Source organism: Bradyrhizobium manausense (assembly GCF_018131105.1).
Taxonomy (GTDB): domain Bacteria; phylum Pseudomonadota; class Alphaproteobacteria; order Rhizobiales; family Xanthobacteraceae; genus Bradyrhizobium; species Bradyrhizobium manausense_B.
Genome location: NZ_JAFCJI010000001.1, coordinates 1883230 through 1899484 on the forward strand (window position 1 = coordinate 1883230; position 16255 = coordinate 1899484).

Sequence of the window (16255 nt, forward strand, 5' to 3'; positions counted from 1 at the left end):
GATGTCGAAAGAGTCGCGCAAGTTCAAGGTTCCCGATGCGTTGGCGAACGTCTACGATTTCGCCAACACGCTGGATGTCCGCCATTTCACCCATTTCGGTTCGGCGCATCCGCAGAGCGACGAACTTACAGGGCCGAAGCAATTGGCGGATTGGATGCGGGATCGCGGCCTTGGTGCCGAGGGCGGGCGGATCACGTTTGCGATGTTCGAGACCGCGCTGGCGCTGCGCGGAGCGTTGCGCGCGTATCTGCAGTGCGAGCCGGCCGAACGGCGCCGGAACAAGGACGTTCTCGACGTGCTTGATGGCGCACTGGCGCCGTTTCCGTTGCGGGTGGAGCTACGCGCGGGGCGGGGTGCGATACTGTCGGCAGCGCGCGAAGATGCACTCGCTGGGCTGTCGGCGGTCGCTGTCGAACTTCACGACGCAACACTTTTAGGATCGATGGACCGGTTGAAGATGTGCGCTTCGGAGGAATGCCGCCGGGTGTTCTTCGACCGGTCGAAACCGTCCACGCGGCGCTGGTGCATGTCGACGCTGTGCGGCAACCGGATGAAAACGCGCGCCTATCGCGAGCGGCAGCGCGAAGCGAAATAGCTCAGGCGCGGTAGTGGCCCGATTTGCCGCCCAGCTTTTCGATGAGATGGATGCCCTCGATGCGTACGCCGCGCTCGACCGCCTTGATCATGTCGTAGATGGTGAGGCAGGCGACTGAGACAGCCGTCAATGCTTCCATCTCGACGCCGGTCGGGCCGGTGACCTTGACGCTGGCCCGGACCACGCAGCCCGGCAGCTTCGCGTCGGGCTCGATGTCGACCGTGACCTTTGATAGCGCGAGCGGATGACAGAGCGGGATCAGCTCGGAGGTGCGCTTGGCCGCCATGATTCCGGCGATGCGCGCAGTGCCGAGCACGTCGCCCTTCTTGGCATTGCCCGAGACGATCAGGTCGAGCGTCGCCTTCTCCATGACGACGCGGCCTTCGGCGACCGCGAGCCGCTCGGTTGCGGCCTTGTCCGAAACGTCGACCATCCGCGCCTCGCCGGAGGCGGCGATATGGGTGAGGGCAGGGCTCGCCTTTCCAGGCCCGGTCTTCGCAGGCTTGCGCGCCATGTCAGCGGGTACCCGTGGCGCGGGCCTTGGTTTCGCGTGCGAGCAGCGTGCGCGTGGCTGCAGCAACGTCGGCCTGACGCATCAGGCTCTCGCCGACCAGGAAGGTCGACATGCCGACGTGCTCGAGCCGCGCGAGATCGGCCGGCGTGAAGATGCCGCTCTCGCCGACCATCAGCCGTTCCGCAGGGATCAGCGGCGCCAGCGTCTCGCTGGTCGCAAGCGTCGTCTCGAAGGTGCGAAGATTGCGGTTGTTGACGCCGATCATCGGCGAGCGCAGCTTCAGCGCGCGGTCGAGCTCGGCGCGATCATGGATCTCGATCAGCACGTCCATGCCGTGGGCGATCGCGGCGTCTTCGAGGTCCCTGGCGGTGGCGTCATCGAGCGCGGCCATGATGATGAGAATGCAGTCGGCGCCATGCGCGCGCGCTTCGACGACCTGATAGGTGTCGAACAGGAAATCCTTGCGCAGCACCGGCAGCGAGGTCGCCGCGCGCGCCGCCACCATGAAGTCGAGATGGCCCTGGAACGAGGGCGTGTCGGTCAGGACCGACAGACAAGCCGCGCCGCCCGCCTCATACGCTTTGGCAAGCACAGGTGGATCGAAATCCGCACGGATCAGCCCCTTGGACGGCGAGGCCTTCTTCACCTCGGCGATCAGCGCGTAGTCGCCATTGGCGTGCTTGGCCCTGATCGCGCGCACGAAGCCGCGCGGCGCGCCCTGTGCCTTGGCCTGTGCTTCCACCGCCGCGAGCGGCTGCGCGCGCTTGGCCGCCGCGATCTCCTCGCGCTTGTAGGTCTCGATCCTGGTCAGGATGTCGGACATGACAGGCTCAGCTGTTCGAGACCGCGATCAGATGCTTCAGCCGTGCATTGGCCGCGCCGCTGTCGAGCGATTTCGCGCCGATCGCGACACCCTCCTTGAGGTCCTTGGCACGGCCGGCGACGATCAGCGCCGCGGCGGCGTTCATCAATGCCACGTCGCGATAGGGGCTCGGCTTGCCGTCGAGCACGCTTTGCAGCGCGATCGCGTTGGCATCGGCATCACCGCCCTTGAGCGCACCGGGCTCGCAACGCGACAGGCCGGTATCCTCGGGCGTGACCTCGAAATTGCGGATCTCGCCATTGTGGAGCGCAGAGACGAAGGTCGGGCCGGTGAGGGTGATCTCGTCGAGGCCATCGGAGCCGTGCACCACCCAGGCGGATTCGGAGCCGAGATTCTTCAACACCTGCGCCAGCGGCTGGACCCACTGCCTGGAGAATACGCCGACCATCTGCCGCTTCACGCCGGCCGGGTTGGACAGCGGGCCAAGCAGGTTGAAGATCGTGCGGGTGGCGAGCTCGACCCGGGTCGGGCCGACGTTCTTCATTGCGGGATGATGAGCCGGCGCGAACATGAAGCCGATGCCGCATTCGCGCACACAACGCCCGACCTGCTCGGGCTTGAGGTCGATCTTCACGCCGAGCGAGGCCAGTACATCGGCGGCGCCCGAGCGCGACGACAGCGCGCGGTTGCCATGCTTGGCCACGGGAAGGCCGGTGCCCGAGACGATGAACGCGGCGCAGGTCGAGACGTTGACCGAGCCGGAGCCGTCGCCGCCGGTGCCGACGATGTCGACGGCCTCGGCGGGCGCATCGACCGTAAGCATCTTCGAGCGCATTGCCGTAACCGCGCCGGTGATCTCGTCCACGGTCTCGCCGCGCACGCGCAGCGCCATCAGGAGGCCGCCCATCTGCGATGGCGTGGCCTCGCCGGACATCACGGCGTCGAAGGCGGATGCGGCTTCCTCACGCGACAGGCTGGCGCCGGTCGCCACTTTTCCAATGATCGATTTCAGGTCGTCCATCGCGTGCTTTCAACTCACTGGTTCGCGCCGGTCACTTGCGCGAAGGCGGCCTGATTTATGCTGGTCCCGATATCGGCTTCAAGCTTGTTGACGTAGGAGGCGACCTGCTCGTCGGTCAGCGACCGGTCGGCGTTCTCCTTCAGCTTCTTGAAGGCGTCGGAGGCGGCATCGACCGGAGGGTCGACGATATCGGTGACGCGGTAGACGATGACTTCGGTACCGCCGGTCACGGGCGCCTGTCCGACGCCATCCTTGGCGGTGCGGAAGGCGGCGGCCACGATGTTCGCGGGCACGCCGGCGGGCGTGTCGTCGCGCTTGAAGCCGCTGGCGGTCTCGACCTTGCCGTTGATCGCTGCGGCCTCGTCGGCGAGCTTGCCGCCCTGTTCGAGCTTCTGCACCATCTCGGTCGCCTTCGCCTTCAGCTTGGTGGCGATCTGGTCCTGGCGCCAGCGCGCCTCGACCTGATCGCGGACCTCGTCGAGACTGCGGTCGCGCGACGGCGTGATGGCGAGCACGTCGTACCAGACATAGCCGCCCTTGAACGAGATCGGGTCGTTGTCGACGCCGACGTCGCTGTTGAAGGCCTGCGAGACCACGTCGAGGCCCTGCGGAATGTTGGCGACCGTCTGCCCGTTCGGCGCGCGGCCGGAGCGGTCGACGGCATCGATGGTCACGGCGGTGAGCCCGAGCTTCTGTGCGGCGTCGGCGACGCTGGTGCCGGCACCGCGTTCATCTTCCATCTTGTCGCGGAGCTCGCCGACCTTGGTGTGCGCGCGCTCGGTCGCGATCTGGCGCTTCGCGTCGCCGGCGAACTTGGCGTAATCGGCCTCGACGGCCGGCTCGATCTTGTCGACCTTGACGATCGAGACGCCAATCGGGCCCTGGATCGGCTGGCTGATTTCGCCAACCGGAAGCGCGAAGGCGGCATTGCCGACCGCGGGCTCGAGCGAGGATTTTGCCACGAGCCCGAGATCGACGTCGGTGGCGCTCAGCCCGCGCTCCTTGCCGAGGTCCTCGAAGGAGAGCCCGCCGACCAGGCGCTCGCGCGCGGCCTGCGCGTCGGCGACGTTCGGGAATACGATCTGATGGATCTGGCGCTTCTCAGGCGTACCGAGCTGGTCCTTGCGCTGATCGAACAGCTTCTTCGCGTCCTCGTCGGAGACGTCGCTCCACTTGGCGATCTCCTCCGGCGAGATCACGGCGAAGACGATCTTGCGATATTCGGGCGCACGGAACTGGACCTTGTGATCCTCGAAATAGGCGGCAAGCGCTTCGGGCGAGGGCGCGTCGATGGTGCCCGCCTGCGCCGCGTCGAGCCTGACGAACTCGATCGCGCGCTGCTCGTTCTGGAAGCGCGTCGCGACGTCGAGCATCGCCTTCGGCGGCTCGAGGCCGGCGCCGATCGTGCCGGTGATTTGCCGGCGCAGCGCCACCTTGCGCTGCTCGGCCACGTAACGCTGCTCGGTGTAGCCGAAATTGCGGATCAGCTGCTGGAAGCGGTTCGCATCGAACTTGCCGTCGACACCCTTGAAGTTGGGGTCGTTCATGATGAGTTGGCGGATCTGCTCGTCGGACTGACCAAGCCCGAGCTGGCGTGCGTTCTCGTCGAGCGTGGCTTCTGCAATCGTCTGCTGCAGCACCTGGCGGTCAAGGCCGAAAGCCCGCGCCTGGTCCTGCGTCAACGGGCGGCCGAACTGGCGGCCGAGCTGCTGGAGCCGGTCGGTATAGATCTGGCGGAACTCGTTCTGCGAAATCTCGATGTTGCCGACCTTGGCCACGGTGGACTGGCCGAAGCCCCGGAAGATATCGGCGATGCCCCAAATGCCGAAGCTGATGATCAACACGCCCATCACGACGGCCATGATGGTCTTGCCGACCCAGTTTGATGAGGCCTTGCGCATTCCTCGAAGCATTTGGTCCAACTTGTTTGGCAGGAGGGGAACTGGAGCGCGTCTTAATGCAGATTCCGCAAAAGCGCGTCACCAAATTGATAAGCCATCATAAAGTGGCGGCTTTCCCCCCGCAACCTCGCCTCGGGCCATGCTTCGAGACTGCGGTTAAGGGCCTCGGGTCTCTGGAACTGCCGCGATAGCTCTGCTAGCGCATGCACAAACCTCAATTTGCTGGACAATGACATGACCGATGCCATCCGCCCGCTGATCGCCGGCAACTGGAAAATGAACGGGCTGAAGGCCGCGGCCGCCGAATTCGACGCCATGGTCAATGGTGCGGCGGAGGTGACAGGCAAGGCCGATCTGCTGGTCTGCCCGCCGGCGACCCTGATCGCGGCTTTCGCCGAGAAGGCGCAGGCTAAGAAGGTCGCGGTCGGGGCCCAGGATTGCCATCCGAAGGCCTCCGGTGCCCATACCGGCGATCTCTCCGCCGAAATGCTGGTAGATGCGGGTGCGACCGCCATTATCGTCGGCCATTCCGAACGCCGCGCCGACCACGGCGAGGGCGATTCCCTGATCCGGCAGAAGGCGGAAGCCGCATGGCGGGCAGGGGCGGTTGCGATCGTCTGCGTCGGCGAGACGCAGGCCCAGCGCGATGCCGGCCAGACCCTGGACATCCTGCGCGGCCAGCTCAATGGCTCCCTCCCGGACGGTTCGACCGCCGCCAATCTGGTCGTCGCCTATGAACCGGTCTGGGCGATTGGCACCGGCCTGACCCCCACGGCCCAGGATGTCGAGCAGATTCATGGCTTTATCCGGGAACTCCTGACCATCAGGTTCAAGGGGGACGGGGCCAAGATGCGGATCCTCTACGGCGGCTCGGTCAAGCCCTCGAATGCGGCCGAGCTGATGGCCGTCAAGAACGTCAACGGCGCACTGGTCGGCGGCGCCAGCCTGAAGGCGGCCGATTTCCTTGCGATTGCCCAAGGCTGTCCTAGCTAAAGGTCGGGACGCGATCGGGACCGATCGGGGGTGGCAATGCCCCTTCCGATCGTGTAACACCGCGCAACTTCAGGAAAACCCGCGAAGCGCGATCGGCTGCCGGTACCGGCGCTGTCGGCTTGTGACGGAAGGATACCATGCAGACTGTTGTCGTCGTCATCCACCTCATGATCGTTGCCGTCATGATCGGTGCCGTGCTGCTCCAGAAGTCGGAAGGCGGCGGCCTCGGCATGGGCGGCGGTGCGGGCTTTATGTCCAGCCGCGGCACCGCGAACCTGTTGTCGCGGACCACGGCGATCCTTGCGGCCGGCTTCTTCCTGACCAGCCTGTTCCTGTCCTGGTACGCCGGTTACAACCGCGCTCCGTCCTCGATCATCGGCACCCCTGCGTCGCAAACCCAGCCGGCCGGTGGCGCAAACCCGATCACCGCGCCGACCTCGGGCGGAATCCTGGACACGCTGAAGAAGGCGGACGAGCAGCAGCAGGCCCCGGCAGCGCCGAGCGGTCCGCAGGTGCCTCGCTCGCAATAAAGCAGGGGGGCCATGCAGGACGACGGCTAGCGTCCTGCATCAACAATCCCCATCAAGGCACTGTCACCACTCTTTGTTTTGGCTCACCCACAGGCCCGCAGATTCTTTGGGGCGGAAGACGAATCGCTTTGGCGAATCGGATTCGAGGGATTAGAGGTTAGGTCCCATGGCGCGGTACATATTCATCACCGGCGGCGTGGTTTCTTCGCTCGGCAAGGGTCTGGCTTCAGCGGCACTCGGTGCCCTGTTGCAAGCCCGGGGCTACAAGGTCCGCCTCCGCAAGCTCGATCCCTATCTCAACCTCGATCCCGGAACGATGTCGCCGTATCAGCATGGCGAAGTGTTCGTGACCGATGATGGCGCGGAGACCGATCTCGATCTCGGTCACTATGAGCGATTCACCGGACGTCCCGCGACGAAGCAGGACAACATCACGACCGGGCGCATCTACCAGGACATCATCTCGAAGGAACGCCGCGGCGATTATCTCGGCGCGACCATCCAGGTCGTGCCGCATGTCACCAACGCGATCAAGGAATTCGTCCTCTCCGGCAACGATGATTACGACTTCGTGCTGGTCGAGATCGGCGGCACCGTCGGCGACATCGAGGGCCTGCCGTTCTTCGAAGCGATCCGCCAGCTCAAGAATGAGCTGCCGCGCGATCACGCCATCTACATTCACCTCACGCTGCTGCCCTACATCCCGAGCGCCGGCGAACTGAAGACGAAGCCGACGCAGCACTCGGTGAAGGAGCTGCGCTCGATCGGCATCCAGCCGGACATCCTGCTCTGCCGCACCGACCGCGAGATTCCAAAGGAAGAGCGGCGCAAGCTCGGCCTGTTCTGCAACGTGCGCGAAAGCGCCGTGATCGAGGCACGCGACGCCGACAGCATCTACGCCGTCCCCGAGGCCTATCACGTGGCCGGTCTCGACGACGAAGTGCTCGCCGCCTTCGGCATCGGCTCGCGCATCCCGCCGGAGCTCAAGAGCTGGCATCAGATCAACGAACGCATCCGCAATCCCGAAGGCGATGTCACCATCGCCATCGTCGGCAAATATACCGGCATGAAGGATGCGTATAAGTCGCTGATCGAGGCGCTCTCGCATGGCGGCATCGCCAACAAGGTGAAGGTCAATCTCGACTGGATCGAGAGCGAGATCTTCGAGAAGGAAGATCCGGCGCCGTTCCTCGAGCACGTCAACGGCATCCTGGTGCCCGGCGGCTTCGGCCAGCGCGGCGCGGAAGGGAAGATCAAGGCGGCGCAATTCGCGCGCGAGCGTGACGTGCCGTATTTCGGCATCTGCTTCGGCATGCAGATGGCGGTGATCGAGGCCGCGCGAAATCTCGTCGGCATCGAGGAGGCCAACTCCACCGAGTTCGGTCCGACCAAGGAGCCGCTCGTCGGCCTGATGACGGAATGGCTGCGCGGCAACGAGCTCGAGAAGCGCTCGAAGGCCGGTGATCTCGGCGGCACGATGCGCCTGGGTGCATACCCTGCCGCGCTGAACCGCGGCAGCCGCGTCTCGCAGGTGTATGGCGGCGCGACCGAGATTTCGGAGCGCCACCGCCATCGCTACGAGGTCAACACCGCCTACAAGGACCGCCTCGAGCAGCACGGACTGAAGTTTTCCGGCCTCTCGCCCGACGGCGTGCTGCCCGAAATCGTCGAGTACGAGGATCACCCCTGGTTCATCGGCGTCCAGTTCCACCCCGAGCTGAAGTCGCGGCCGTTCGAGCCGCACCCGCTGTTCGCCTCGTTCATTGCGGCCGCGGCGAAGCAGAGCCGATTGGTGTAGCTTTTCTCGGCCTTTGACGTTCGCGCGTTTTGTTGCGACAAGCCCCTGCAAGAACAACAATGCAGGGAGTGAGCTTCAATGATCTACGAAATGCGCGTCTATCGTTGCGTGCCCGGCCGTCTGCCGGCGCTGCTGAAGCGGTTCGAGACGGTGACGCTGAAGCTGTGGGAGAAGCACGGCATCAAGCAGGCCGGGTTCTTCACGACGCTGATCGGCGAATCCCACCAGGAGCTGACCTATTTCCTGGCTTGGGACTCGCTCGCCGACCGCGAGAAAAAATGGCCCGCCTTCATGGCCGATCCCGACTGGATGAAGGCTCGCGCCGAGAGCGAGGCGGACGGCCAGATCGTCGGCAACATCGTCAGCCAGTTGCTGACGCCGACCGCCTTCTCGTCGGTCAAGTAGCGGCACTTCAGGGCTTCGGCGCAACCCTGATATTCAAAGGCCAGGGCCGAATGGGGTTGATCCCACCCGTTCGGCCGCTATGGTCGCGCCGAAACAGGGATTTTGAGCCTTGAGCACCAGTCATTCCGCGGCGCCGGTTGTCAGCGTCGGTACGGTCAAGTTCGGCAATGATCTGCCGATCTCGATCATTGCAGGACCCTGCCAGCTCGAAAGCCGCCAGCATGCGCTGGAGGTCGCCTCGGCGCTGAAGGAGATCGCCGCGCGGCTGAAGATCGGCCTCGTCTACAAGACCTCCTTCGACAAGGCCAACCGCACCAGCGCCTCGGCGGCGCGCGGCCTCGGGCTCGCGCAGTCGCTGCCGATCTTCGCCGAGATCCGCTCATCGCTGGGCCTGCCTGTGTTGACCGACGTGCACGATGCCGCGCAATGCGCCGAGGTGGCGCAGGCGGTCGACGTCTTGCAGATCCCGGCCTTCCTGTGCCGGCAGACCGATCTGCTGCTGGCCGCCGCCGCAACCGGCAAGGTCGTCAACGTCAAGAAGGGGCAATTCCTAGCGCCTTGGGACATGACGAATGTCGTGAGCAAGATCACCAGCGCCAACAATCCCAACGTGCTCGTCACCGAGCGCGGCGCGTCCTTCGGCTACAATACGCTGGTGTCGGACATGCGCGCGCTGCCGATCATGGCGCGCACGACCGGCGCGCCCGTGATCTTCGATGCCACCCATTCGGTGCAGCAGCCGGGCGGGAAGGGCGCGTCCTCCGGCGGCGAGCGCGAATTCGTGCCGGTGCTGGCGCGCGCGGCCGTGGCAGTCGGTGTCGCCGGCGTTTTCGTCGAGACTCATCCCGATCCGGATAAGGCGCCCTCGGATGGCCCGAATATGGTGCCGCTGCGCGAATTCGAAGGATTGATCCGCACGCTGATGGCGTTCGACGCGGTGACGAAAAGCACACCGCGCTGATGTCCCAGCCTGCGACCGGGGCACCCGCCGACCAGAAGTTTCCGCCCGCGATCAACATTATTGCACTGGCGAGCTTCTCGGCGGCGTTGTCCACGCGCGCGCTCGATCCCGTCCTGCCGCATGTCGCAGAGGACTTTTCGATCAGCGTCACGACAGCCGCCAGCATCGCGGCCGGCTATGCCTTGATTTATGCGCTGGTCCAGCCCGTGATCGGGGCGGCGGCCGACATGTTCGGCAAGGCGCGGTTGATGACGCTGTGTCTGGCGCTGCTCGGTGTCGCCTCCATTCTCGGCGCCGTCGCGACCACCTTCTCGGGCCTGTTCGCGAGCCGCATCCTGGCGGGCGTCGCCTCCGGCGGCGTGTTTCCGGTCGCTCTCGGTCTGACCGCCGACCTCGTCGTCCCCGCCAAGCGGCAGGTCGCAATCGGGCGCACGCTCGCGGGCTCGATGACCGGCAATCTTTTAGGGGCTACCGCTTCCGGCATCATCGGCGAATTCATCGGCTGGCGCGGCGTGCTGATGATCCTCGGCGCGCTCGGCCTGGTCGCGGCCGTCGCGGTGGCAGCGGGCTTTCGTGGTGCCGCGCTGACAGCGGCGCCAAAGACCGATCTGAAGGCCTTGCGGCAGGGCTATCGCACCATCTTCGCCAACCCCAACACGCGCTATTGCTACTCAGCGGTCTTCGTCGAGGGCTGCTGCGTATTCGGCCTGTTTCCCTTCATCGCCGCGTTGCTGTTCGATCTCGGCGAGAAGTCGCCGTCGATCGCGGGCATCGTGATCGCCGGTTTTGCGGTCGGCGGACTGTTCTACACGTTCACCGTCTCGCGCTTCCTGCCCTGGCTCGGCGTCAAGGGCATGATGATCGCAGGCGCGGGACTCGTCGGGTTGCAGCTCGGCGTGCTCGCGTTCGGTCCGCAATGGAAGCTGCAATTCCTCAGCATGCTGGCGATGGGCTGGGGCTTCTACATGATCCACGGCTGCCTGCAGGTGTTCGCCAGCGAGCTCTCGATCGGGGCGCGCGCGACGGCGATGTCGCTGCATTCGTTTTTCTTCTTCATGGGGCAGACGGTTGGTCCCATCGCCTATGGTCTCGGGATCCAGCATGGCGGCAAGCTGCCCACACTGTTTGTAAGCGCCGCAATCATGGTGATGCTGGGCCTCTTCTGCGCCCGGATGCTCAAGCCGCGGGCCCCGTCCGACGCACGGGCCTGAGACGAGTATCGAATTACCTTCTTTCCGTATTTTTCCGGAAAGGAACGGTAGCGCAATCCCTTCAATCTTAAACCAAACCTCACCGTTCGCTCCCTAGAGTGCCGCCCGAACCGCTAGCCGGCGGCAACATCTTCGGATCAATCGATGCAAAAACAACGTTCGGTCGCCCGCATTCTCGGGGCGGTGGTTGGGTCTCTCGGTCTCATCCTTGTCGTCATCTGCGCTTACGCCCTCAAGCTGGCGGTGACGCGCTATGTGGACAGTAACCGCATCGTCTCGCTGACGATTGCGAGCCGCGACCTGACCAACACGTTGGTGATCTTCCGCCTGGAGCGCGGTGACACGCTGAGCTACCTGGCGTCGGCCGCTGCCGCGCCCGACAGCGTCATGAGCAGCCTCGCCGAGCAGCGCTCCACCGTGCAGAGGAATTACGCGCAGGCCTTGCGGAGCCTCGCCTCCGTCGAAGCGCCCGGTCTCGCGGAGAAGCTCGACAAGCTCCGCGGCATCTGGGCGCAACTCGAAGAGCTGCGGCCGCGTTCGACCATTGCGCTGAAGCAGGAGAAGGCGGCACGTGAAGCCAGCCTGACCCCAAGCTGGGCCAAGGTCAGCGACGCCTTCATGGATGCTATCGGCGACGTCACCGCCCATGTCGACAACGCGATGACGCTGATCGATCCCGTGGTCGATCGCCTCCTGATCGCCAAACAGGCCGCGTGGCAGGCCCGCGCCAATGCCGGCCAGACCATTCTCGTCCAGTTCTCCTCGATCCTCGCCAACAAGACCTGGACCGCGGCCGACGGCGTCACCTTCGCCGATCTGCGCGGCCGCATCCAGCAGGCCTGGCTGGTGGTGCGCGACCTCGGCCCGAACGTGGCTTCGCCGGAGCTGCTGCAGGCGATCCGGACCGCCGAGCCGGAAATCTCCGGTGCCCTCAGCGACGAGCGCAATGCCATCGCGACCAAGCTGCTCGCCGGTGAACCTGCCGGCGTCGTCGGCCTGGATTACCGCGACCGCCAGCTTGTCGGCGCCAACAATGTCGTCATCGTCACGCAGGCCGCGCTTGCCAACATGATCGCGCGGGCCGAGGAGGGCGCCTCGCGCGCCCGCTTCAGCCTGATCCTGTTCGGCTTGTTGATGCCGGCGTCGCTGGCCCTGATGATCGGCGGCCTGCTGTTGATGCGCAACCGCGTGACCCGGCCTCTGACCGCCATCACCGGCGTGATGACGCGCTTTGCCGATCATGATTTCGCCAGCGACGTCCCGGGCCTCGACCGCAACGATGAGATCGGCCGCATGGCGTCGGCCCTCCAGGTGTTCAAGGACGCCATGATCAAGGCCGAGCGTCTCTCGGGCGATCAGGCGGCCGAGCGCGCCGACAAGGAGAAGCGCGCAACCGAGCTCTCGGGTCTCGTGCGCCAGTTCGAAAGCCGGATCGGCCAGATGGTGCAGACATTGTCGGGTGCCTCGGGCGAGCTGGAGACGACGGCGCGCTCGATGTCGAGCACGGCGGCGGAAGCCCAGGCCCAGGCCGGCTCGGCCTCGACGCTGGCCGACCAGGTCGGCGGCGGCGTGCAGACGGTCGCGGCTGCGGCCGAGGAGCTCAATGCCTCGATCCGCGAGATCAACCGCCAGGTCGAGCAGGCGAGCCGCGCCACCGAGCACGCGGTCGTCACCGTCAAGGAGACCGACAGCACGATGCGGGCACTCGCCGACGGCGCAGACCGCATCGGCGAGGTCATCGGCCTGATCACCTCGATTGCGGGCCAGACCAATCTGCTGGCGCTGAACGCAACCATCGAGGCTGCGCGCGCGGGTGAATCCGGGCGCGGCTTTGCGGTCGTTGCGAGCGAAGTGAAGAACCTGGCGTCGCAGACGGCGAAGGCGACCGAGGAGATCAGCGCGCAGATCACCGAGATCCAGGGCGCGACGCAGAAGGCGGTCTCCGCCATCGACGGCATCGTCAAGACCATCGAGGAAGTCTCGAGCATCAACCGCGTCATCGCCGCCGCGATCGAAGAGCAGAACAAGGCCACTGCCGAGATCGCCAACACCGTGCAGCACACGGCGGAAGCGACCTCGACGGTGACGCGCAACATCGCAACTGTCTCGTCGGCCGCGAACGAAACCGGCCGCGCGGCCTCCGGCGTGCTGAAGGCCGCCGCCGATCTGTCGAACCAGTCGACCTCGCTCACCGGTGAAGTGGACAGCTTCATCAGCAGGGTGCGTGAAGTGGCGTAAGGGCCGCGAGGAACGGCAAATCAAGAAGGCCCGCCGCAGCGTGATGTTGCGGCGGGCGTTTTCGTCAATCGATCCGGTTCGTCGCGTGTGCTGTCGTGAGCTCTAGCCCCGGCCGCGATAGGGCGCGACGCCTTGCTCGGGCACCCACAGGCCCTTCGGCACGCGTCCGGTCTGCCAGAACACGTCGATCGGGATGCCGCCGCGCGGATACCAATAGCCGCCGATGCGGAGCCATTTCGGCTTGATCTCGCTCGCGATGCGCTTGCCGATCATCACGGTGCAGTCCTCATGGAAGGCGCCGTGGTTGCGGAAGCTCGCGATGTAGAGTTTCAGCGATTTCGACTCCAGCAGCCATTGGCCCGGCGCGTAGTCGATCATCAGATGGGCGAAATCGGGCTGTCCCGTCACGGGGCAGAGCGAGGTGAATTCCGGCACGGTGAAACGAACCAGATAATCGGTTCCGGCCTGCGGATTGGGCACGCGGTCGAGCTTCGCCTTCTCGGGCGTATCGGGCCATTCTACGGCACGGCCGAGCTGCAATGCTGGTGAGGTGTTCGATTTGCTGGGCTTTTTCGACATGAGGCCGCCTCCGATGCGGCCCTCTTAGCCAATCGCGGGGCGGCCGTCACCCGGCCTTTTCCGCTTCGATGCATTGCGGTAGAAGCACCCGCGAACTGCCCCCTTTGTTTCCCGAAAAGAGGCTCTCATGACCGCCATCATCGACATCATCGGACGCGAAATTCTCGATAGCCGTGGCAACCCCACCGTCGAGGTCGACGTCGTGCTGGAAGATGGCGCGCTTGGCCGCGCCGCCGTGCCGTCGGGCGCCTCGACCGGCGCCCATGAGGCGGTCGAGCTGCGCGATGGCGACAAGGCCCGCTATCTCGGCAAGGGCGTCACCAAGGCGGTCGGCGCCGTCAACGGCGAGATCTTCGAGGCGCTGAGCGGCCTCGACGCCGAGCAACAGCCCCAGATCGACCAGATCATGATCGAGCTCGACGGCACGCCCAACAAGAGCCGGCTCGGTGCCAACGCCATCCTCGGCGTCTCGCTGGCCTGCGCCAAGGCAGCGGCGAATTCGCTCGACATGCCGCTCTACCGCTACGTCGGCGGCACCTCGGCGCGGCTGCTGCCGGTGCCGATGATGAACATCATCAATGGCGGCGTGCACGCCGACAACCCGATCGACTTCCAGGAATTCATGATCCTGCCCGTTGGCGCGTCCTCCTTCGCCGAAGGCCTGCGCTATGGTGCGGAGGTCTTCCACACGCTGAAGTCCGAGCTGAAGAAGGCCGGCCACAACACCAATGTCGGCGATGAGGGCGGCTTCGCCCCGAACCTGCCGTCGGCGGATGCCGCGCTCGAATTCGTCATGAATGCGATCGGCAAGGCCGGCTTCAAGGCCGGTAGCGACATCGTGCTCGGCCTCGACTGCGCCTCGACCGAGTTCTTCAAGGACGGCAAGTATGTCTATGAAGGCGAGGGCAAGACCCGCTCGATCTCCGAACAGGCCAAATATCTCGCCGATCTCGTCGGCCGCTATCCGATCGTGACCATCGAGGACGGCATGTCGGAAGACGACATGGACGGCTGGAAGGAGATCACCGACCTCATCGGCAACAAGTGCCAGCTCGTCGGCGACGATCTCTTCGTCACCAACGTCAAGCGCCTCGCCGAGGGCATCAAGGCCGGCCGCGCCAACTCGATCCTGATCAAGGTCAATCAGATCGGCACGCTGACCGAGACTCTCGCCGCCGTCGAGATGGCGCACAAGGCCGGCTACACCTCGGTCATGTCGCACCGCTCGGGCGAGACCGAGGATTCCACCATCGCCGACCTCGCGGTCGCCACGAACTGCGGTCAGATCAAGACCGGCTCCCTTGCGCGTTCGGATCGCACCGCCAAATACAACCAGCTCCTTCGCATCGAGCAGCAGCTCGGCAAGCAGGCACTCTATGGCGGCAAGGCGGCACTGAAGGCGCTGGCATAAGCCAGCGCTCTGGCAAACACAGGGGAGGATCGACATGAGCGACGGCAAGACCGGACTGCAACTGCGTTCGCTGATCAAGACGAGCGGAGAGCTCGAGATCTCGCTCGTCGATGTGCCGACCCCCGAGCCCGCGGACGACGAGGTCGTCGTCCGCATCGAGGCGGCGCCGATCAATCCGTCCGACCTCGGCCTGCTCGTCGGCGCCGCCGACATGAGCACGGCCAGGGCGACGGGCACCAAAGCGGCGCCAATCATCACCGCGAAGGTGCCTGACGGCGCGATGCGCGCCATGGGCGCGCGGCTCGACCAGTCCCTGCCTGTCGGCAATGAGGGCGCCGGCGTCGTCATCAAGACGGGCTCGTCGGACGCCGCGAAGGCGCTGACGGGCAAGACGGTCTCGATGATCGGCGGTGCCATGTACGGTCAGTATCGGACCCTGAAGGCGAGGGACTGTCAGCCGCTTCCCGAGGGCACGACGCCGGCCGAAGGCGCATCCTGGTTCGTCAATCCGCTGACTGCGCTCGGCATGACCGAGACGATGCGGCGGGAAAATCACAAGGCGCTGGTGCACACCGCGGCCGCTTCCAATCTCGGCCAGATGCTGAACAAGATCTGCATCAAGGACGGCATTCCGCTCGTCAACATCGTGCGCAGCCAGGAGCAGGCTGACATCCTGAAGAAGATCGGGGCCAAGCACGTCGTCGATTCCAGCAAGCCGAGCTTCCTCGACGATCTCACCAATGCTCTGGTCGAGACCGGCGCCACCATCGCCTTCGATGCCATCGGCGGCGGCAAGCTTGCCGGCGACATCCTCAACTGCATGGAAATCGCGATCAACAAGACAGCCAAGGAATACAGCCGGTACGGTTCGAGCGTCTACAAGCATGTCTATATCTATGGCGCGCTCGATATCCGCCCCATCGAACTGCCGCGCGGCTTCGGCATGGCCTGGGGCGTCGGCGGCTGGTTGCTCACTCCGTTCCTGCAGAACATCGGGCCGGCCGATATCGGCCGGCTGCGTCAGCGCGTCGTGAGCGAATTGAAGACGACCTTCGCCAGCCACTACACCAAGGTGGTGTCGTTGCAGGAGGCGCTCGATCCCGCCAACATCGCGGTGTACGCCAAACGCGCCACCGGCGAAAAATTCCTCATCAATCCAAATAAATTGTCGTGATCCGCGACGGCCGGTCAACCAAAAGAGGTCTTGCCTTCTGAGCGAAGCGGGAGATTATTCCGCGGCGTTGAAAGCGGAAAAACCGCAACGCGCGCTCAGAA

General features: G+C 65.1%; 15 protein-coding genes. 10 read left to right on the top strand and 5 right to left on the bottom strand.

Annotation, left to right across the window (positions count from 1 at the left end; all coding sequences use genetic code 11):
* The first annotated feature begins 40 nt into the window (after positions 1 to 40).
* Positions 41 to 595 (top strand): CGNR zinc finger domain-containing protein, encoded by a 555-nt coding sequence (locus JQ631_RS08790; protein ID WP_249160213.1) that lies wholly within the window; start codon positions 41 to 43, stop codon positions 593 to 595.
* Between the two features lies 1 nt (position 596).
* Here JQ631_RS08790 and moaC read toward each other — a convergent pair whose 3' ends face one another.
* From moaC to JQ631_RS08810, 4 genes are read right to left on the bottom strand one after another with little or no spacing between them, the layout of a single operon-like run.
* Positions 597 to 1109, bottom strand: a complete 513-nt coding sequence (gene moaC / locus JQ631_RS08795) for a cyclic pyranopterin monophosphate synthase MoaC (RefSeq protein WP_212325518.1) — start codon at positions 1107 to 1109, stop codon at positions 597 to 599.
* Between the two features lies 1 nt (position 1110).
* Complete coding sequence (gene trpC, locus JQ631_RS08800) at positions 1111 to 1932, bottom strand: indole-3-glycerol phosphate synthase TrpC (RefSeq protein WP_212325520.1); 822 nt, start codon at positions 1930 to 1932, stop codon at positions 1111 to 1113.
* Between the two features lie 7 nt (positions 1933 to 1939).
* The gene (gene trpD / locus JQ631_RS08805; protein WP_212325522.1) at positions 1940 to 2953 is read right to left on the bottom strand and encodes an anthranilate phosphoribosyltransferase; all 1014 of its coding nucleotides are present in this window, start codon (positions 2951 to 2953) and stop codon (positions 1940 to 1942) included.
* A 14-nt stretch (positions 2954 to 2967) separates the two neighbouring features.
* Positions 2968 to 4866, bottom strand: coding sequence for a SurA N-terminal domain-containing protein (locus JQ631_RS08810; protein WP_212325525.1), 1899 nt, complete (start codon positions 4864 to 4866; stop codon positions 2968 to 2970).
* 222 nt (positions 4867 to 5088) lie between these two features.
* Between JQ631_RS08810 and tpiA the strand changes: the two genes are divergently transcribed.
* The 7 genes from tpiA to JQ631_RS08845 all read left to right on the top strand — a co-directional run bounded on the left by tpiA (position 5089) and on the right by JQ631_RS08845 (position 12990).
* Positions 5089 to 5847 (top strand): triose-phosphate isomerase, encoded by a 759-nt coding sequence (tpiA, locus tag JQ631_RS08815; RefSeq protein WP_212325526.1) that lies wholly within the window; start codon positions 5089 to 5091, stop codon positions 5845 to 5847.
* A 137-nt stretch (positions 5848 to 5984) separates the two neighbouring features.
* The gene (gene secG / locus JQ631_RS08820) at positions 5985 to 6377 is read left to right on the top strand and encodes a preprotein translocase subunit SecG (RefSeq protein ID WP_212325527.1); all 393 of its coding nucleotides are present in this window, start codon (positions 5985 to 5987) and stop codon (positions 6375 to 6377) included.
* A gap of 166 nt (positions 6378 to 6543) precedes the next feature.
* Positions 6544 to 8175 (top strand): CTP synthase, encoded by a 1632-nt coding sequence (pyrG, locus tag JQ631_RS08825; protein WP_212325528.1) that lies wholly within the window; start codon positions 6544 to 6546, stop codon positions 8173 to 8175.
* A gap of 78 nt (positions 8176 to 8253) precedes the next feature.
* Positions 8254 to 8580 (top strand): NIPSNAP family protein, encoded by a 327-nt coding sequence (locus JQ631_RS08830; RefSeq protein ID WP_212325529.1) that lies wholly within the window; start codon positions 8254 to 8256, stop codon positions 8578 to 8580.
* A gap of 109 nt (positions 8581 to 8689) precedes the next feature.
* Complete coding sequence (gene kdsA, locus JQ631_RS08835; protein ID WP_212325530.1) at positions 8690 to 9541, top strand: 3-deoxy-8-phosphooctulonate synthase; 852 nt, start codon at positions 8690 to 8692, stop codon at positions 9539 to 9541.
* A complete protein-coding gene (locus JQ631_RS08840; protein WP_212325531.1) occupies positions 9541 to 10752 on the top strand; it encodes an MFS transporter in 1212 nt (403 codons plus the stop codon). Before kdsA ends, JQ631_RS08840 begins: the two co-directional genes overlap by 1 nt.
* A 144-nt stretch (positions 10753 to 10896) precedes the next feature.
* Complete coding sequence (locus tag JQ631_RS08845; RefSeq protein ID WP_212325532.1) at positions 10897 to 12990, top strand: methyl-accepting chemotaxis protein; 2094 nt, start codon at positions 10897 to 10899, stop codon at positions 12988 to 12990.
* Positions 12991 to 13092: 102 nt separating this feature from the next.
* Here JQ631_RS08845 and queF read toward each other — a convergent pair whose 3' ends face one another.
* On the bottom strand, positions 13093 to 13569 hold the full coding sequence (gene queF, locus JQ631_RS08850; RefSeq protein ID WP_212325533.1) for a preQ(1) synthase: 477 nt from the start codon (positions 13567 to 13569) through the stop codon (positions 13093 to 13095).
* Positions 13570 to 13696: 127 nt separating this feature from the next.
* Between queF and eno the strand changes: the two genes are divergently transcribed.
* Positions 13697 to 14980, top strand: coding sequence for a phosphopyruvate hydratase (gene eno, locus JQ631_RS08855; RefSeq protein ID WP_212325534.1), 1284 nt, complete (start codon positions 13697 to 13699; stop codon positions 14978 to 14980).
* Positions 14981 to 15014: 34 nt separating this feature from the next.
* Positions 15015 to 16154 (top strand): zinc-binding dehydrogenase, encoded by a 1140-nt coding sequence (locus tag JQ631_RS08860; RefSeq protein WP_212325535.1) that lies wholly within the window; start codon positions 15015 to 15017, stop codon positions 16152 to 16154.
* Positions 16155 to 16255 lie beyond the last annotated feature (101 nt).